Source organism: Actinacidiphila sp. bgisy160 (assembly GCF_057707815.1).
In genome coordinates, this window is the sequence record NZ_JBYIQW010000020.1 from 17,115 (window position 1) to 34,821 (window position 17,707).

Genomic DNA, 17,707 nt, shown 5'->3' on the forward strand with positions numbered 1-17,707 from the left:
CGGACCCCGGGGGAACCCTCGATGACAAACCGGGGGCGACGAGGGCGGAGTTGTCCGCGGTCGCGCCACCGGGCCCACCCCGGTCGCGGCGCCGGTCCGGGGGCCCGGTAAGAACGTGCCGTGACCTTCGCACTCTCCGTCCCCCGGCGGCCCTGATGCCCTCGCTCGACCCGGCGCAGTGGGCCGTCGCGCTGCTCGCCCTCTTCCTCGTCGGCTACTCCAAGACCGGCGTGACCGGGGCCGGGACGGTGGGGGTAGCACTGTTCGCGCTGGTGCTGCCGGCCAAGCTGTCCACCGGCGTGCTGCTGCCCCTGCTCCTCGTCGGCGACGTCGTGGCCGTGGCCGTCTACCGCCGGCACGCCGACTGGGGCCGGCTGGTGCGGCTCTTCCCGTGGGTCGTGGCCGGGGTGCTGCTGGGCGCGGTGGTCGTCGACCGGGTCGACGACACGCGCATGCGCGAACTCATCGGCGCGCTGCTGCTGTCGATGCTCGCCGTCCACTGGTGGAGCCGGCGCCGGGGCCCGGACGACCCGGTGGCGAAGCACAGGGCCGTCGCCGCCGGCGCCGGGATCCTGGCGGGCTTCGCCACGATGACGGCCAATGCGGCGGGCCCGATCATGTCGCTGTACTTCCTGGCCGTGGGGCTGCCGATGCTGGGCTTCCTCGGCACCAGCGCCTGGTTCTTCCTGCTGCTCAACGCCTTCAAGGTGCCCTTCAGCGTCGGCCTGGGGCTGATCACACCCGGCACGCTGGCCTTCGGCGCGACGGCCGCCCCGGCCGTGCTGGCGGGGGCCGCCGCCGGCCGCGCGACGATCAGCCGCATCAGCCCGAAGGTCTTCGAGCGCGTCACGGTCGCCCTGACCCTCCTCGCCGCGATACGCCTCGTCACCCTCTGAGCGGCCCGGGTGTGCCGCGAGCGGCGGCACGTGCGGGCTCAGCTGACGATCGCGGTGATCAGCCGCCGGCAGCGCTCCGCCATGTCCTGCGCGGACTCGCCGGGATGGTGGATCCACCAGGTGACCAGGGTGCTGACCGTGCCGGTCCACAGCTGCTCGAGCGCGTCGCGGTCCAGCGGGTCCTCGATCCCGCGGGCGGCGAGGAACTCCGCGCTGCCCGCGGCCGCCAGCCCGTCGATGACGGCACGGTGGCGTTCGGCCGCCTCGCGCGGCGGACCCGTGGCGGGCAACGTCCGGTCGTACAGCACGAACCAGGCGTGGCGCCGGCCCTCCAGCGTGGTGAAGACCGCGCGCAGTACGGACAACGGCGTGCCCGGCGAGGTGACCCCCGGGACCAGCGCGTCGGTGAGCGCGCGCGTCAGCGAGCCGGCGACGCGCTCCAAGGCGGCGGCGTACAGCGCGTCCTTGGATCCGAAGTACTGGTACAGCAGCGGCTTGGTGACGCCGACCCGCTCGGCGATGGCGGCCATCGACGCACCGCCGTAGCCGCGGCGGCCGAACTCCTCGACGGCCGCGGTGAGCAGCTGCTCCTCGCGCTCGGCGCGGGGCACGCCCTTGGTGCCCGCGGTACGGGTTCTCGCGCTCGCCACGTCCGTGATTGTAGGCAGTGAACTGACCTCGAGGTCAGTTCACCCTCCCGGCCGATGTGACTGAGTGGTAATTTACCTTCTGGTCATATCGAGCCGGTGAAGGGCGGACACGCATGACGCGCGCGGGCACACGGTCGTGGTGGGGATGGGGCATCGTCGAGCACGCGGTGCGGGGCGCCGAACGCACCGCGCTCACCGACCGGGTGGCCGGACTGCTCCCGGGTGCCGACCTCACCGTCCACCTTCCCCCGGACGTCGCTTCCCTCGCCCTGCCGCCCGTACGGGTCACGGCGCCGCCGCCGCTGGCCCACCTGTGCTCCGGCACCCCGTACGACCGGGCCGCGCACACCCACGGCAAGGCCTTCCGGGACGTCGTCCGCAACCTGCGCGGCGACCTGCGCCACGCCCCCGACCTCGTCGCCCGCCCCCGCACCGAGCGGGACGTCGTCGACCTCCTCGACTGGTGCACCCGCGAGCGGATCGCCGTCATCCCCTTCGGCGGAGGCAGTTCCGTCGTCGGCGGCGTGGAACCCCGCCTCGCCGACGGCCGCCGCGCGGTGACCCTCGACATGGGGCACCTCGACCGCGTCCTGGAGATCGATCCGGTGAGCCGGTCGGCCCGGATCCAGGCCGGCGTGCTCGGCCCGCACCTGGAGGAGCAACTGCGGCCCTCAGGACTGACGCTGCGTCACTTCCTGCAGTCCTTCGAGTACTCCACCCTCGGCGGCTGGCTGGCCACTCGTGCGGGCGGCCACTACGCCACCCTCTGGACCCACATCGACGATCTGACGCAGGCCCTGCGCGTCGTGACGCCGTCGGGCACCGGCGAGTCGCGGCGGCTGCCCGCCTCGGGCGCGGGGCCGTCGCCCGACCGGATGTTCCTCGGCTCCGAGGGCACCCTCGGGGTCATCACGGAGGCCTGGATGCGCCTGCAGCGACGCCCCCGGTGGCGGGCGAACGCCTCCGTCCACTTCGCCGGGTTCACGGCGGCCGTCACCGCCACCCGTGCCCTGGCCCAGTCCGGGCTCCACCCGTCGAACTGCCGTCTGCTGGACCCCGCCGAGGCGCTCGTCAACGCGGGCGTCACCACCGGCGACAGCGTCCTGATCCTGGCCTTCGAGTCAGCCGACCACCCGTTGGAACCCTGGATGGACCGAGCCCTGGAGCTGTGCCGCGACCACGGCGGCCACGTCCCCGAGCCGGCCCGTCACACGGACACGGGCGCGGACGGCGCGTCCGGGGATAGGGGAGCCGGGGCGGACCGTTCCTGGCGTTCGTCCTTCCTGCGCATGCCCTATCAGCGCGACGCCCTGGCCCAGCAGTCCCTGGTCGTGGAGACCTTCGAGACCGCCTGTACCTGGGACCGCTTCGAGGAGCTCCACGCGGCGGTCACCCAGGCCGCGAACGAGGCGATCCGCACCGTCTGCGGCACAGGAGTCGTCACCTGCCGGTTCAGCCACGTCCACCCCGACGGGCCCGCCCCCTACTTCGGGATCTACGCCGCGGGCCGCTGGGGCAGCACGGTGGACCAGTGGGACGACATCAAGGCCGCCGTCTCCCAGGCCATCGCCGACCATGGCGGCACGATCACCCACCACCACGCCGTCGGCCGCGACCACCGTCCCTGGTACGACACCCAGCGCCCCGGCCCCTTCGCCGCCGCCCTCACCGCCGCGAAGTCCGCCCTGGACCCCGCGGGCATCCTCAACCCGGGCGTGCTGCTGCCCGCGGGCTGAGCCTCGCCTGCTCGCTCCGCCGGCCGCCGTGCTCAACGGCCGATCGGCTCGGGCGGCGCGGCGGACGCCCCCTCGGCGTGCGCGGCGGCGGGACGGCCGTGGGGCAGGCGGCGTACGGCCGCCGAGGCCATCGGGGCCAGGGCCGCGACGGCGTGGACGACCCCGGCGGCCGCGGCCACCCGGTACCCGCCGACGTGGTCGGCGAGCGGCCCCACACTGAGCTGGCCGACCGGGATGGCGATGTAGGACAGCAGGTCGTCGAAGGACGACACACGGGACAGGGCGTCGGGCGGCACGTGTTCCTGGAGGGAGGTGTCCCAGCCGACAGCCGCGACCGACGAGCCCAGCCCGGCGGTGAAGGCGGCGGCGATCAGCCACGGGGCGCCCAGGTGCGTGCCGAGCGTGAGCAGGGGCAGTGCGCCGAGCACGCCCGCCAGCACACTCAGCCGCAGCAGATGACGGGCCGCCAGCCGGTACATCAACGCGCTCATCACCAGCAGTCCGACGCCGCGCGCGCTGAGCACGAAGCCCCAGGCGGCCTCGTCGGCGATCTGCCGGGTGAGCACGGGGCCCAGGATCTGCCAGCTGCCGACCTGCACCAGATTGACCACGCAGAAGCACAGCGACACCGTCCAGACCCAGCGGATCCGGCGGTACGCGGCCCAGCCCTCACGGATGTCGGCGAACAGCCCCGGGCGGCGACCTGCCGCGGCAGGGGTGGTGAGGGACGACAGGCGCGTGAGGCAGCCGGCGGCGAGGAGGTAGGTCAGCGCGTCGAAGGCGATGGCCGGACCGCCGCCGACGGACGCCGCCAGGACGCCGGAAAGACTCGGCCCGAGGATCTTCGCGCCATTGCGCACCGAGCCCAGCAACGCGTTCGCCTGCCGGATCCGGTCCCCGGCAACGAGTTCGGGCACGATGCCGCGCAGCGCCGGCGTGGTGAAGGCGGCGAGCACGCCGTTGAGGAATCCCAGCGCCGCGACCGGCCACAGGGCGTACCGCCCGGTGAGCAGCAGCGCGGCGACGGAGCCCTGGGTGACGGCCGAACCGAGGTTCGCCGCCACCAGCACCGTCCGGCGCGGCAGCCGGTCGGCCGTGGCGCCCCCGACGAGCAGGAACACCAGCAGCGGCACCATGTACGCGGTGAGGACCACGCCGAGGTCGCCGAGGGCGTCCGAGGAGTCGAGGACCGCGAACGCCAGCGCGACGGGCGCCATCGCGCTGCCGAGCAGCGACACGGTCTGGGCGGTGAGGAACCAGCGGAAGTCACGGCGTGGTGGAGGGGGTGGGAGCACGGGCGGAGTCTGCTGGAGGCGCCGCGCGGGGCACTATCGTTTCGGCGGGAGGCGAAAGATGACCTTGTTGAGGCTGAGTTCCCTGGCCCTGTCGCGGTCCCGGTTCGCCCTGTCGCCGCTGGCCGAGACCCTCGCGTCACTGTGGGTGCTGGGCGCCGGGTACTGCGACCCGTGGCTGGCCTCCTGGTACGACCGCCACCGAGGGGCGTTCAGCGCCGCGGTCGACGCCGACCCCTTCGCCAAGGGCCTGCTGCGGCTGCTGGCCTCCACGAAGTGGATGCCGGCGCACATCGTCCTGCCGCCGGCCGGTGGTATGCAGACCACGATCGACAGCGAACTGGCAGCGGTGGCCCGCGTGCCCGACGCGCAGGTGCGCGCCGAACTGGAGAAGTCGGTGGCGCACAGCTGGAAGGAGCACGACCTTCGCTGGCTCACCGGACGCGACCTTGCCGCCAGGACCGCCGAGGTCTTCCGGCGCGCCTGGACCGCCCACGTCGCCCCGGACTGGCCCCGCCGCCGGGCCCTGCTGGAGCGGGACGTCACCTACCGGGCCGGGCTGCTCGCCGCCTATGGCTGGCCCCGCGCCCTGGAGCAGATGAGCCGGCACAGCGCCTGGGTCGGCGCGGACGCGATCCGCTTCAGCCACTGGGGTTCCCCGGACAGGGTCGTCGGCGAGGAGGGCATGCTGTTCGTACCGGTCGCCGCCGTGTCCAGGGGCACTTGGTTGTGCGAGGCACCGCCGGCGTCGTACGCGCTGGTCTACCCGGCCCGGGGCAGCGCCGCGACCGCGCCGCGCATGGAACCCCGGCGAGCCCTGGCCCGGCTGATCGGCACCGGCCGCGCGGCGATCCTCCACGAACTGGAGCGCCCCGCGACCACCAGCGAGCTCTCCGCCCAGCTCGGACTGTCCCTCGGAACCGTCGGCGGCCACCTGGCCGTACTGCGCGACGCCGGACTGGTCACCGGTACCCGTGTCGACCGCCGCGTGGTCTACCGGCGCACCGCCTCCGGCGACCTCCTCGCCGCGGACGTGGACGCGGGCGTCTGAACGCGGCACTCCCCAGGCCACGGGGGGAGACCTGGGGAGCGTGCGGAGATCATCGTCCCTCGAACGGCCGTACGTCAAGCCGACAGCGGAGAAGGGAGGTTGGCCCGGCTCCGGTACATCGTCCGCCATAGGGGCGGTGATCACCGGTCCCGGCAGGGTTGATACGGTCCAGGTTGCCGGGGGACGGCAATGAGGTGTGCCTGGAGGGGAGACGGGGCCATGGGGAGCGTGCCGGAGGAGGAGCTCGAGGCGTACGCGCGCATGCTGGGCGAGGTCTCGGGGACGGGCCGGCGGCCGCGACGGGACGAACTGGACGCGCTCCGCCGGTCCGGCGAACGCGCGGGCGGCGGGGGATACGGGCTGCGCGACGTCGTCGGCGCCTACCTGACGGCGACCCGCGAGGCGTGGGGCACGCTGCGGGGCGTGGCGGGCGCCGGCACCGCCATTGAGGTGCAGCGGGCCGGCGAGGCGGTGCTGACCGCCCTCGACGCCGCGATGGTCGCGCTCGGTGAGGGCCACGAACGTGCCCAGCGGCTCCTGGCCCGCCAGGAGGAGGCCGCCCGCAGGGAGTTCGCCGACGACCTGCTGTACGGGCGCAGCGACCCGGGGCGGCTCGCCGAGCGCGCCGAACGGTTCGGGCTGCGCCTGGGCGGCGGGCACGCGGTGGCCGTGGCGCGCGGCCTGGACGCGTACGAGGACAGCCAGCCCGTGGTGCGGCGCATCGAGCGGGAACTGTCGGGCCGCTTCGGCGACCGGGACGTCCTGGTCGTCGGCAAGGACGGCCGGCTCGTGTGCATCGCCCCCGGCAACGAGCGTGCGGTCTTCGAGGCGTTCGCCGACACGGCGCTGCGCCCCGGCCCCGGGTACGGGGCGGCCCGGCGGGTGGCGGTCGGCCGTACCCACTCCGGCACGAGCGGCATCGTCCGCAGCTACGAGGAGGCCCTCGGGGCCCTGGACGTCGCCGACCGGCTGCGTCTGCATCCTCCCGTGCTGCGTGCCGAGGAACTGCTGGTCTTCCCCGTGCTGATGCGGGACCGGGCCGCCATGGCCGACCTCGTCCGTACCGTGCTGGGGCCTTTGGAGCAGGCGCGGGGCGGGGCCGGTCCGCTGCTGGAGACCATCACCGCGCACGCCGAGGCCGGGCACGTCAACGCGGAGGCAGCGCGTCGACTCGGCCTCGGGGTCCGGACGTTCACCTACCGCCTGGAGCGGATCAAGGTGCTGACCGGCTACGACCCGGCCGACCCGCTGAACCGCTACACCCTGGAGACCGCGGCGATGGGCGCCCGGCTGCTCGGCTGGCCCGAACAGCCTCTCTAGCCCGCGGGCCCGCCGTCAACAGGCCGTCAACAAGGCGTCAAAATTGCCGGGAACCGGCAATGTGCACCGGCCACCCGCCCTGCCACCATCGTCATGGCACCGACAACGGAGCCACTGCACGAAGCGGGGGTGGGCAGGGGGATGCGCGATTTCGCCGAAGCCGCGCTCGGTTACCCCACCGCCCTGTTCAGCTTCGCGCTCGTGGTGGTCATCGGGTACTGGGGGAGTGTCCTGCTCGGTGGCTTTGACGTCGACGCCCTCGGCGGGGGGCAGGGGGGACACGGGGGAGAGGGCGTCGACGTCCACCACGACGGACACGAGCACACGGGGGGCTTCGACGGCTTCCTCGCCGGTCTCGGACTGGGCGGGGTCCCGGTCACCGTCACGCTGTCGTTGCTGATCAGCATCGCGTGGTTCGCCTCGCTGGCAGGCCGGGTCCTGACCGGCGGCGGGCCGCTGACCGGCACCGCCGTCCTGGCCGCGGCGCTGGTGTGCTCCTGGACCGGCACGCGCGTGCTGCTCCTGCCGCTGCGCCGGCTGGTGCCCCGAGAACGCGCGCCCTCGCGCACCGACTTCGTCGGCAAGGTCTGTGTCGTCCGCACCGGCCGCGTCAGCGCCGGGTTCGGGCAGGCCGAGGTCACCGCCGACGACGGATCGACCGCCGTCCTCCAGGTGCGCACGGCCGGGCCGGACGAGGGCCTGGTGGGCGGCAGCACCGCCCTGATCTTCGACTACGACGCCGCCCGGGAGTGCTTCCTGGTCGCGCCGTACGACGCCGCGCTCGATCCGGATCGCCCTCCGGCCGGCTGAGCCCGCCGTCCCACCCCGTCTTCCGCTCTTCCACCTCTTCCCACCCGAGGATCGCTGATGGACGCCATCACCATCGGGATCGGCGTGCTCGTCGCCGTCGTCCTGCTCATCGCCCTGGGCATGCTCCTGATCGTCAGCCGGCTCTTCCGCAAGGTCGAGCAGGGCAAGGCCCTGATCATCTCCAAGGCCAAGAAGGTCGACGTCACCTTCACCGGTGCCGTGGTGCTGCCCGTGCTGCACAAGGCCGAGGTCATGGACATCTCGGTGAAGACCGTCGAGATCCGCCGCACCGGCCGCGAGGGCCTGATCTGCCGGGACAACATCCGCGCCGACATCCACATCAACTTCTTCGTACGGGTCAACAAGACCGTCGAGGACGTCATCAAGGTGGCCCAGTCCATCGGCACGGAACGGGCCAGCAGCCAGGAGACGATCCAGCAGTTCTTCGCCGCCAAGTTCTCCGAGGCGCTGAAGACGGTCGGCAAGCAACTGGACTTCGTCGACCTCTACACCAAGCGCGAGGAGTTCCGGGACCGGATCATCTCGGTCATCGGCACCGACCTCAACGGCTACCACCTCGACGACGCGGCCATCGACTTCCTCGAGCAGACCCCGATGACCCAGCTGGACGCCGCCAACATCCTGGACGCCCAGGGCATTCGGAAGATCACCGAGCTGACGGCGATCGAGCACGTGCGGACCAACGAGTACCAGCGCACGGAGGAGAAGGAGATCACGCGGCAGAACGTCGACGCCCGCGAGACCATCCTGGAGCTGGAACGCCGCCAGGCCGAGGCCGAGATCCGGCAGCGGCGCGAGGTCGAGACCCTGCGCGCCAAGGAGGAGGCCACCACCGCCCAGGTCCAGGAGGAGCAGCGGCTCAACGCCCAGGCCGCCTTCCTGCGCACCGAGGAGCAACTGGGCATCCAGCGCGAGAACCAGGCCCGCGAGGTCGCCGTCGCCCAGAAGAACCGCGAGCGGGTCATCGCCGTGGAGAACGAGCGGATCGAGAAGGACCGGCTGCTGGAGGTCATCGCGCGCGAACGCGAGACCGAGCTGACCCGCATCGCCAAGGACAAGGAGGTCGAGGGGGAGAAGCGGGAGATCGCCGAGGTCATCCGCGAGCGCGTGGCCGTCGACCGCACCGTCGCCGAGCAGGAGGAGAGCATCAAGCGGCTGCGCACGGTCGAGGAGGCCGAGCGCGCCCGCCAGTCCGTCGTCATCCACGCCGAGGCCGAGGCCCAGGAGAAGCTGGTCAAGGACATCAAGGCGGCGGAGGCGGCCGAGGCGGCGGCCCACCACAAGGCCCGCGAGACGCTGACGCTGGCCGAGGCCCGCAGGCAGGCGGCCGAACTCGACGCCCAGGCCAAGGTCCGGCTCGCCGAGGGCGTGCAGGCGGAGGCCGCCGCGGAGGGCCTGGCAGCGGTGCAGGTGCGCGAGAAGGACGCCGAGGCGATCGAGAAGACCGGACGGGCCGAGGCCGCCGTCGCCGTCGAGAAGGCCCACGCCGCCGCGACCGAGATCGGCGAGAGGCTGAAGGCCGAGGCCGCCGGCCTCACCGAGAAGGCGGCCGCCATGGCCGCCCTGGACGAGGCGTCGCGCGGGCACGAGGAGTACCGGCTGCGGCTGGCGGCGGAGAAGGACATCCGCCTGGCGGGCCTGGACGTCCAGCGGCAGATCGCCGAGGCGCAGGCGGCGCTGGTCGGCGCGGGTCTGGAGAACGCCAAGATCGACATCGTCGGCGGGGACAGCGTGTTCTTCGACCGGCTGGTGAAGTCCGTCTCGTACGGCAGGAGCGTGGACGCGTTCGTCGGACACTCCGACACCGTCCAGGCGCTGGCCCGTCCGTGGCTGGACGGCGAGTCGAACGTCGCCGACGACCTGGCGCGCGTGCTGGGTTCGGTGGACGCCGCAGGTGTCCGCGATCTGACGCTCTCCGCCCTGCTCATGCGTCTGATCAGCGCGGGAGGTGACCGGACCGGCCAGCTCCGGCGACTGCTCGACACGGCACGGGAACTCGGCCTCGACCAGACCCCGGTCGCCGGCCTCAACGGCACGGCGCACGTCTGACGGCCGGCCGGACAGAGCCAAGGAGCGCGCACACGATGTCAGACGAGCAGCGGCAGCACCACCCCGAGCGGCAGCCGGAGGCGGCACTGGAGGCCGGTACCCACGAGGTGCTGCGCGGCCGCCTGACCGCGGCCGCACGGGAACTCGGCGCACGGGCACGGGAGCTGAACGCCCGTCGCGTCGAGGCGTTCGGCGGCGGCGAGCTGCGGCCGGTGCACGGCGGCCACGCGCGTACCGCCCGGCGGGGCGCGCCGGCCGACGTCGTCGCCGTCGGCGGCCGGCTGCTGCTCGGACTGCGGGTGCCGGACGGCGCCGGCACGCCCGAGGACGTCTTCTCGCTCCACGAGGTCCCCGGCTTCGCGCCGGCCGCCGCCGACGCCGTCCCCGGACTGCTGGACGACCCCGTCTTCCGGCAGGACTTCACCGAACTGCACCGCTACTACCGCGATGCCCGACTCGACCGGCTGCGCGTCGTGGACGGCACCCTGCTGGCGGTCTTCCGTACCGGCCCCGCCCTCACCGACGTCCGGGCGCTGCGCTGGCGACTCGGCGCCGACGGTACCGTCCGCTACCTCGACGCCCGCGGCGAACGCGACCTCGTCACGCCGCCCGCGTACGACATGACCTGGCGGGAGGCCACCCGCGACGACCACGTCCTGGGCCGCCACCCGCACGTGTCCGTCGAGGGCGAGGTCTTCGTGTCCACCGTCGGCGGCAGCCTGACCGTCAAGGCCGAGAACGACACCGGCACCCCGGACGGCATCCACCGCGAGCCGGTGGACGAGCCGCTGCAGTCCCTCGCCGACGCGGCGATCGCCCACGCCCGCGCCGGGGCGCTGATCCTGCTGCGGGTGCGGCCGTACAACGAGACCCGGGCGCGGCATCTGGTCGTCAACACCCGCACCCGCGAGGCCACCCGGCTCGACGCCGTCGGCCAGGCCTGCCTCACCCTGCCCGGCGAACAGGGCATCGTCTTCCCCGGCGGCTACTGCCTGGCCACCGGTGCCGTAAGGACCTTCGACGTCCCCACCGGCGGCCTGGAATCCGAACGCGTCGTCCGCGCGCCCAACGGCGAGGACGTGCTCTACGTCTTCCACTCCCGCGCCGAGGGACGCACCCTGCTGCTGCCCTACAACGCGATCCACGGCGAGGTCACCCACCCCCTGTCCTGCCGCGGCTGGACCCTGCTCGACGACGGCACCCTGGTGCTGCTGCGCGACGAGCCGGGCGAGCCGTCCCGCAGGCATCCGCTGCAGGTCTGGCAGACCCCGTTCACCTCCGACAGCCACGCGGCCGGGCCGGCGGACGCCGGCCCGCTCGGCCGCGTGGGCAACGCCGACCTGGTCGCGGGCATCGCCGACTGCCTCGCCGTCGTCCGGACGGCCGAGGGGGCGAACCCGGCCGCCGCCGTGTACGAGGCGATCGCCGCCGCCTGCGAGCGGATCGCCGACCGGCACCCCTGGCTCACCGGGACCGGCCTCGGCACCCTGCACGAGCCGCTGGAGGCGGTGCGCGCCACCGCGCTGCAGGCGCTGGAGGAGTTCGAGGCGGTCACGGCACTGACCGCGCGGGCGGCCGGGGTCCTCGACGAGACCGCCGCGGAGATCGCCGCCCTCGTACGGCGCGGCCGCGACCGGGAACCGGAGAACGCCGGCGACTGGGTGCTGCACCTCACCGGACTGCGCCGCGCGCAGGGCCGGCTGGAGTCGGTGCGCGAGATGCGCCACGCCGACAGCGCACGCATCGACCGGCTGGGCGCCGGACTCGCGGACGACCTCGCCGAGGCGGCCCGCCGGGCGGTGGCCTTCCTGGGCCGCGAGGACGCCTTCGTCCGCCACCACCAGGACGTCACGGCGCTGGCGGACGAGGTGGCCGCCGTCGCCACCACCGCGGACGCGGCGCCGCTCGCCGAACGGCTCGCCCGGCAGACCGAGGACCTGCGGACGGTCGGGGACGTGGTGGCCGACCTGGACATCGCCGACCCGCTGCTGCGCACCTTTGTCCTGGAGCGGATCGGCGCGGTCCTCGCCGACGCCAACCGGGTCAGGGCCGCTCTCGACAACCGGCGCGAGGAACTCCTCGGACGCGAGGGACGCGCCGAGTTCGCCGCCGAGTCGGCCCTGCTCGCGCAGGCCGTCACCGCGGGGCTGTCCGCCGCCGGCTCCCCGGAGGAGTGCGAGGAGCAACTGGCCCGGTTGCTGCTGAGGATCGAGACCCTCCAGGCCCGCTTCGGCGAGTCCGCGGACTTCTCCGAGACCCTGGACGAGCGGCGCGCGGAGCTCCAGGAGGCGTTCTCGGCACGCCGGCAGTCCCTCCTCGACGAACGCGCCCGCCGCGGCGAGCACCTGGCCGCCTCCGCCGCCCGCATCCTCGACGGCGTCCACCGGCGCCTGGCCGCGCCGGCCTCCCTGGACGAGGTGAACACCTACTTCGCCTCCGACCCCATGATCGGCAGGCTGCGCCGTATCTGCGACGAACTGCGCGCGCTCGGCGACCCCGTACGGGCCGGGGAATGGGAAGGGCGCCTCCAGGGGGCCCGCCGGCAGGCGGGCCGGATGCTGCGCGACCGCGCCGACCTGCTCGACGCGGGCGACGGCGGCACCACCGTCCGCCTCGGGCGCCACCGCTTCGCGGTCGCCGACGGGCGTACGTCGCTGACGCTCGTGCCGCACGAGGGCGCCCTGGCCTACGCCCTCACCGGCACCGACTACCGGGCCCCCGTCCTGGACCCCGGGTTCGCCGCCACACGCCCCTACTGGGACCAGCACCTGGTCTCCGAGACCGCCGAGGTCTACCGCGCCGAGTACCTCGCCGCGACCCTCCTGGCGGAGACCGATCCGCCGGACGTCCTGGACGAGGCGGCGGCCTCGGGCCGGCTCCTCGACGTTGTGCGCGAGGCCGCCGAGTCCCGCTTCGACGAAGGTTACGAGCGCGGCGTCCACGACCACGACGCCACCGCCGTCCTCGAGGCGCTGCTGCGGCTCCGGGCGGAGGCCGGGCTGCTCCGCTACCCGGCCGCGGCCCGTGCCGCCGCCCAGATGTTCTGGGTGTACGGCTGCGACGACACGGCCCGCACCGCCTGGGCCGCCCGGGCGGCCTCGCTGGGTCAAGCACGCGCCACGTTCGGCCCCGCTCCGGCCGTCGGCGCGCTGGGCCGCGAACTGGCCGGGTCGATCACCGCTTTCACCGACGCCGCCGGTCTCGACCCGCGGGGCACCGAGCTCGCGGGCGAGTACCTCTTCGAAGAAATCGCCCGCGCTGGGGACACCGGGACGGACGAGCAGGGCCGGGACGGGGTCTCCTTCGTCACCGCCGCCACCGCGCGCGGCCTGCTGGAGAAGTTCCGGACCGGCACTGACGGCCGCGGGCCCGGCGCCGCCTTGGCCGCGCTCCCGGACGACCTCCCCTCGCTGCCCGCGCGCCGTCAACTCGTCGAGGCCTGGCTGGGTTCGTTCCTCACCTCCAGCGGCGAGGACGTGAGGCCCGGCGACCTGGCCGAGGCCATCACCCTCCAACTGCTGGACCGGGACCGGCTGCCCCGTCGCGACAGCGCGGCAGAACTCACCGCCCGCGTCGACGGCCTGCGTGGCCGCCACCCTCTCGTCCGGCACGGCACCCTCAGCCTCCGCCTGGACGAGTTCCTGGCCCGCACCGCCGCCTTCCGTGCCGAGCGCGTGCCCGCCTTCCAGGCCTACCGTCGCCTGCGCGGCGATCTCCTCGCGCGGGAGCGCGCCCGGCTGCGCCTGGACGACCTCCGGCCCTCACCCTTGACGACCTTCGTCCGCAACCGGCTGCTGAACGAGGTCTACCTCCCGCTCGTCGGCGACAACCTCGCCCGCCAGATCGGTGCCGCGGGGGAGATCCGTCGCACCGACAACTCCGGTCTACTGCTGCTGATCTCACCCCCCGGCTACGGCAAGACCAGTCTCGTGGAGTACGTCGCCGAGCGTCTGGGCATGCTGCTGGTCACCGTCAGCGGCCCCGCGCTCGGCTCCTCGGTCACCTCACTCGACGACGACCACCCGGAGATCCGCAAGATCCACTTCGCCCTCGCGGCCGCGAACAACGTGCTGCTCTACCTCGACGACGTTCAGCACGTGTCACCGGAACTGCTGCAGCGGTTCATCCCGCTCTGCGACGGCCAACGCCGCCTCGGCACGTACGACCTGAGGGGCAAGCGCTTCGCCGTCGTCATGTCCGGCAACCCCCACACCGAGTCCGGGGCCCGCTTCCGCGTCCCCGACATGCTCGCCAACCGTGCCGACGTGTGGAACCTCGGCGACGTCCTCACCGGGCGCGAGGAGCTCTTCGCCCTCAGTTTCACCGAGAACGCCCTCACCTCGAACCCCGTGCTGGCCCCGCTCGCCGGTCGCGACGTCGCGGACCTGGAGATCCTGCTGCGCCTGGCCCGGGGCGACGGCACCGCGCACGCCGAGCGGCTCGCGCACCCCTACCCGCCGGCCGAACGGGACCGCGTCGTCGCCGTCCTCCGCCTGCTGTTGCGCGCGCAGCGCACCGTACTGGCCGTCAACCGCGCCTACGTGGCATCCGCCGCGCAGTCCGACGAGGCGCGCACCGAACCGGCCTTCCGGCTGCAGGGCTCCTACCGCAACATGAACCAGCTCGCCGAGCGCATCTCCCCGGTGATGAACGACGCCGAACTCGACGCCCTCGTCGACGACCACTACCGCGCCGAGGCCCAGACCCTCACTTCGGCAGCCGAGGCCAACCTCCTCAAGCTCGCGGAGCTGCGCGGCACGCTGACCGCCGGTCAGGCGGCGCGCTGGGAGGAGGTCAAGGCCGCGCACCGCCGGGGCCGCGCGGCGGGTCAGCCCGGCCTGCGGGCGGAGGCGCCGGGCCGGGTGTAGGCCTGCCGGGGGGCGAGCGCGTCGTGGCCGCCGGCGCAGACGACGACCGCCTCGACGGGCTCGCCGCAGTCGCGGTGGCGGACCTCCAGGGGCGGACCCTCCGGGTCGGCGGTGTACCGGTCGCCCCACTGCTTGAGGGCGATCATCGCGGGCCACAGGTCCCAGCCCTTGGGCGTGAGCCGGTACTCGTTGCGGGTACGGCTGCCCGGCTCGCGGTACGGGACGGTGTCCAGGATCCCCGCGGCGACCAGCTTGCGCAGCCGGTCCGCCAGCACTGCCTCGGACAGCCCCATGTGCCGGCGGAAGTCGTCGAAGCGGCGTACGCCGTTCATGGCGTCGCGCAGCACCAGCAGCGACCACTTCTCGCCGACGAGGTCGAGGGTGCGCTGTACCGTGCAGTTCTCGGTACTGGTGTCCAGCCAGGTCATGCGGTCATCGTAGGCTGGCTTCGGCATTGACATCCAGATGTCCCCCTGGCTAACTTCGGATGTCGAAGTCAGTCGGTCAGGGAGGGAACGCCCCATGACGAGGTCACGCACGTTCGAATGGGGGGACCCCAAGGTCTCCGCGGCCGCGGTCGGCCGTACGAGCGGTCTGGAGTTCCTCCGCGACGTGCTGGCCGGGCGCCTTCCCGCACCGCCCATCGCATCGACCCTCGGATTCACCCTGGAGGAGGTCGAGGCGGGCCGCGCGGTCTTCGTCATGGAACCGGGGGAGGAGCACTACAACCCCATCGGCAGCGTCCACGGCGGCGTCTACGCCACCCTCCTCGACTCCGCCGCGGGCTGCGCCGTGCAGTCCGTCCTCCCGGAAGGCATGGGCTACACCTCGCTCGACCTCAACCTGAAGTTCCTCCGCCCGATCACCGTCGACACCGGGAAGGTCCGCGCCGTCGGCACCGTCCTCAACCAGGGCCGCCGCACCGCCCTCGCCCAGGCCGAGCTGTTCGACGCCGCGGACCGCCTGCTCGCCCACGCCACGAGCAGCTGCATGATCTTCCCCGTTCCCGCGCGCTGACCGCTACGGCGCCCGTGCGCCGGGTGTCCCCTGACCCGGCCCGGCAGTAGACGCCCTCGTCACGGCGTTCCGCGCCGGCGACGAGGACGGCCGGATCACCCACGATCGCCCGGGCGACGTCCGCGTCGATGATCGCGCCCTCCGCCGCGCGCTGTCCCGCCCACGCCACGGCGACCTCGCACAGCCGTGAGTGCTCGGTCCCGGTGAGCGCCGCCGCCAGCCGCGGCGAGAGCGCGAGGACGACGTGCTCGCCGTGATCCGCCTCGGCGACGACACGGGGCTCGCCCGCGCCGACGGGGTCCTCGAAGCCGCCGCCGGTGAGCAGGCATTCCCACGCGACCAGGGCCTCTTCGGGGTCGAGGTTCCCGACGGTGAACGAGGCGAACCCGCGCACCGTCCCGGTCCGCAGGACCGAGGCCGCCGCGGTGTCGTCCGGCGCCGCGAAGAACTCCACCACGATGCTCACCGGGGGATGATGCCCGTCCGTAGCGGTTCGCGCGACCCACGCGGTCAGCGCGCCAACGACGCGCGCAACGCGCCGAACAGATCACGCAGCTCGCCGGCGTCGACCGGATCCATGTCCATCCGCAGCAGACACACGTTGTCGTCCCCGTTGGGCGTCAGGGTCACGTAGAGGGCGTAGCCGTCCTCAACGGGATCGCCCGTCAGCCGCAGCGGGTTGTTGCGGCCGGCCGTCACGTCCTCGGAGAAGGCGTGGCCGTCGGGGGCGGACAGCCGGGAGAGCATGCGCGCGGCGAAGTCCGCGACCTCCCCGAAGGTGAGACAGGCCTCGAAATCGGCGGTCAGCGACGAGCACCAGTCCGCTGTGACCCGCGAGTCCTCCCCGCCGGTGTGCACCAGTTCCAGCCACGAAGTGTCGTCGCCGAGACGTATCCGCGGTCTTGCCAACGCCGTGTCCCCTCAGACCCTGTGCCCTGACGCCGTGATCCTACAAAGGCCGTCCGACACAGCCGTGATGCTGTGCCGGCACCATGCCGGGGTCTGGCGTCGGGGGCGGTCAGGCGTCCGGACGGGTCTCGCGTGCGGCGCCCGCCGACGCGGCCACCACGCACAGCACCGCGATCCACTGCGACCAGTGCAGCGACTCGTGGAGCACGACGAGGCCGATCAGGGCCGCCATCGCCGGTTCGAGGCTCATCAGGATGCCGAAGACGCGCGGGGGGATCCTGCGCAGTGCCTCCAGGTCCAGTGAGTACGGGATCACCGACGACAGCAGCGCCACGCCGAGCCCGGCGAGCAGGACCCACGGCTGGACCAGCGCCGTCCCGCCGTCGGCCACGCCGAACGGCACGGTCACCAGTGCCGCGACGGCCATTCCCAGGGCCAGGCCGCTGCCTTCCGTGGTGTGGCGGCCCAGCGCCGCGCCGACCAGGATGTACAGGCCCCAGCACGTTCCCGCGGCGAGGGCGAACAGAAGACCGGACACGTGGAGTTCGCCGCGTTGCTCCATCAGCAGGACCACACCGCCCGCCGCGAGCAGGGCCCAGAAGGCGTCCAGCCATCGCCTCGACCCGGCCAGCGCCACCGTCAGCGGCCCGAGGAACTCGACCGTCACCGCGATCCCCAGCGGGATCCGGGCCAGCGACAGGTAGAAGCACAGGTTCATCAGGCCGAGCGTCACGCCGTAGCCGAGCACCACCGTCCACGCGCGACGGTTCATGCGGGGGGACGGCCGCCAGAACAGCATCAGCACCGCCGCAGCGAAGAACAGCCGCAACGCGACCGTCCCGAAGCTGCCCACCGCGCCGAACAGGTGCTTGGCCAGGGCCGAGCCCACCTGGACGCTCACGATCCCGAGCAGCACCAGCGCGGTGGGCGGGATCGCGCCATAGGTGCGTCCGGCGAGCGCGGTCAGGGAGGACCGGGGGGACGGGCCGTGTAGAGTCCGGTCGACGTTCATGGTGGCCACGCGAGGATTGTCGACGACCGGGCGCCGCGCGTCATGTGATTTTCCGGCGGCGCGGCCACAGCTGAAC

General features: G+C 73.4%; 14 protein-coding genes. 8 read left to right on the forward strand and 6 right to left on the reverse strand.

Features of this window, described 5'->3' with window-relative positions:
- Positions 1 to 155: 155 nt before the first annotated feature.
- Complete coding sequence (locus AC3EUJ_RS17865; protein ID WP_431962397.1) at positions 156 to 896, forward strand: TSUP family transporter; 741 nt, start codon at positions 156 to 158, stop codon at positions 894 to 896.
- A 38-nt stretch (positions 897 to 934) separates the two neighbouring features.
- On the opposite strand, the gene AC3EUJ_RS17870 is transcribed toward AC3EUJ_RS17865, so the two are convergent.
- Positions 935 to 1,546 carry a TetR/AcrR family transcriptional regulator gene (locus AC3EUJ_RS17870; protein ID WP_431962399.1) on the reverse strand — a complete coding sequence of 204 codons (612 nt, stop codon included), beginning with the start codon at positions 1,544 to 1,546 and terminating at the stop codon, positions 935 to 937.
- Positions 1,547 to 1,659: 113 nt separating this feature from the next.
- On the opposite strand from AC3EUJ_RS17870, the gene AC3EUJ_RS17875 reads away from it, so the two are divergent.
- Positions 1,660 to 3,282, forward strand: a complete 1,623-nt coding sequence (locus AC3EUJ_RS17875) for an FAD-binding oxidoreductase (protein WP_431962401.1) — start codon at positions 1,660 to 1,662, stop codon at positions 3,280 to 3,282.
- Positions 3,283 to 3,314: 32 nt separating this feature from the next.
- Here AC3EUJ_RS17875 and AC3EUJ_RS17880 read toward each other — a convergent pair whose 3' ends face one another.
- A complete protein-coding gene (locus AC3EUJ_RS17880; protein ID WP_431962403.1) occupies positions 3,315 to 4,577 on the reverse strand; it encodes an MFS transporter in 1,263 nt (420 codons plus the stop codon).
- A gap of 58 nt (positions 4,578 to 4,635) precedes the next feature.
- Between AC3EUJ_RS17880 and AC3EUJ_RS17885 the strand changes: the two genes are divergently transcribed.
- The 5 genes from AC3EUJ_RS17885 to AC3EUJ_RS17905 all read left to right on the forward strand — a co-directional run bounded on the left by AC3EUJ_RS17885 (position 4,636) and on the right by AC3EUJ_RS17905 (position 14,693).
- On the forward strand, positions 4,636 to 5,625 hold the full coding sequence (locus AC3EUJ_RS17885) for a winged helix-turn-helix domain-containing protein (protein ID WP_431962405.1): 990 nt from the start codon (positions 4,636 to 4,638) through the stop codon (positions 5,623 to 5,625).
- 219 nt (positions 5,626 to 5,844) lie between these two features.
- The gene (locus AC3EUJ_RS17890) at positions 5,845 to 6,945 is read left to right on the forward strand and encodes a PucR family transcriptional regulator (RefSeq protein ID WP_431962407.1); all 1,101 of its coding nucleotides are present in this window, start codon (positions 5,845 to 5,847) and stop codon (positions 6,943 to 6,945) included.
- A gap of 141 nt (positions 6,946 to 7,086) precedes the next feature.
- A complete protein-coding gene (locus AC3EUJ_RS17895) occupies positions 7,087 to 7,755 on the forward strand; it encodes a hypothetical protein (protein WP_431962409.1) in 669 nt (222 codons plus the stop codon).
- 57 nt (positions 7,756 to 7,812) lie between these two features.
- Positions 7,813 to 9,825, forward strand: a complete 2,013-nt coding sequence (locus AC3EUJ_RS17900) for a flotillin family protein (RefSeq protein ID WP_431962411.1) — start codon at positions 7,813 to 7,815, stop codon at positions 9,823 to 9,825.
- Between the two features lie 35 nt (positions 9,826 to 9,860).
- The gene (locus tag AC3EUJ_RS17905; RefSeq protein ID WP_431962413.1) at positions 9,861 to 14,693 is read left to right on the forward strand and encodes a DNA repair ATPase; all 4,833 of its coding nucleotides are present in this window, start codon (positions 9,861 to 9,863) and stop codon (positions 14,691 to 14,693) included.
- On the opposite strand, the gene AC3EUJ_RS17910 is transcribed toward AC3EUJ_RS17905, so the two are convergent.
- Positions 14,654 to 15,121 (reverse strand): winged helix-turn-helix transcriptional regulator, encoded by a 468-nt coding sequence (locus AC3EUJ_RS17910; protein WP_431962415.1) that lies wholly within the window; start codon positions 15,119 to 15,121, stop codon positions 14,654 to 14,656. The two genes, AC3EUJ_RS17905 and AC3EUJ_RS17910, sit on opposite strands and share 40 nt — an antisense overlap.
- Positions 15,122 to 15,215: 94 nt before the next feature.
- Here AC3EUJ_RS17910 and AC3EUJ_RS17915 point away from each other — a divergent pair, with 94 nt between their 5' ends.
- Positions 15,216 to 15,710, forward strand: a complete 495-nt coding sequence (locus AC3EUJ_RS17915; RefSeq protein WP_431962417.1) for a PaaI family thioesterase — start codon at positions 15,216 to 15,218, stop codon at positions 15,708 to 15,710.
- Here AC3EUJ_RS17915 and AC3EUJ_RS17920 read toward each other — a convergent pair.
- The 3 genes from AC3EUJ_RS17920 to AC3EUJ_RS17930 form a co-directional block, all read right to left on the reverse strand.
- Positions 15,598 to 16,176, reverse strand: a complete 579-nt coding sequence (locus AC3EUJ_RS17920; protein ID WP_431962419.1) for a hypothetical protein — start codon at positions 16,174 to 16,176, stop codon at positions 15,598 to 15,600. The two genes, AC3EUJ_RS17915 and AC3EUJ_RS17920, sit on opposite strands and share 113 nt — an antisense overlap.
- Before the next feature lie 44 nt (positions 16,177 to 16,220).
- Positions 16,221 to 16,619: a hypothetical protein gene (locus AC3EUJ_RS17925; RefSeq protein WP_431962421.1), complete on the reverse strand. Its 399-nt coding sequence runs from the start codon at positions 16,617 to 16,619 to the stop codon at positions 16,221 to 16,223.
- 109 nt (positions 16,620 to 16,728) lie between these two features.
- A complete protein-coding gene (locus tag AC3EUJ_RS17930) occupies positions 16,729 to 17,631 on the reverse strand; it encodes an EamA family transporter (RefSeq protein ID WP_431962552.1) in 903 nt (300 codons plus the stop codon).
- Between the last annotated feature and the right edge of the window lie 76 nt (positions 17,632 to 17,707).

What these genes read in the sequence shown, in the direction of transcription:
- AC3EUJ_RS17885 (WP_431962405.1), top strand. Translation starts at nt 4,636, where the DNA reads ATGACCTTGTTGAGGCTGAGTTCCCTGGCCCTGTCGCGGTCCCGGTTC.
- AC3EUJ_RS17890 (WP_431962407.1), top strand. Translation starts at nt 5,845, where the DNA reads ATGGGGAGCGTGCCGGAGGAGGAGCTCGAGGCGTACGCGCGCATGCTG.
- AC3EUJ_RS17900 (WP_431962411.1), top strand. Translation starts at nt 7,813, where the DNA reads ATGGACGCCATCACCATCGGGATCGGCGTGCTCGTCGCCGTCGTCCTG.
- AC3EUJ_RS17895 (WP_431962409.1), top strand. Translation starts at nt 7,087, where the DNA reads ATGCGCGATTTCGCCGAAGCCGCGCTCGGTTACCCCACCGCCCTGTTC.
- AC3EUJ_RS17910 (WP_431962415.1), bottom strand. Translation starts at nt 15,121, where the DNA reads ATGACCTGGCTGGACACCAGTACCGAGAACTGCACGGTACAGCGCACC.
- AC3EUJ_RS17905 (WP_431962413.1), top strand. Translation starts at nt 9,861, where the DNA reads ATGTCAGACGAGCAGCGGCAGCACCACCCCGAGCGGCAGCCGGAGGCG.
- AC3EUJ_RS17915 (WP_431962417.1), top strand. Translation starts at nt 15,216, where the DNA reads ATGACGAGGTCACGCACGTTCGAATGGGGGGACCCCAAGGTCTCCGCG.
- AC3EUJ_RS17930 (WP_431962552.1), bottom strand. Translation starts at nt 17,631, where the DNA reads ATGAACGTCGACCGGACTCTACACGGCCCGTCCCCCCGGTCCTCCCTG.
- AC3EUJ_RS17865 (WP_431962397.1), top strand. Translation starts at nt 156, where the DNA reads ATGCCCTCGCTCGACCCGGCGCAGTGGGCCGTCGCGCTGCTCGCCCTC.
- AC3EUJ_RS17875 (WP_431962401.1), top strand. Translation starts at nt 1,660, where the DNA reads ATGACGCGCGCGGGCACACGGTCGTGGTGGGGATGGGGCATCGTCGAG.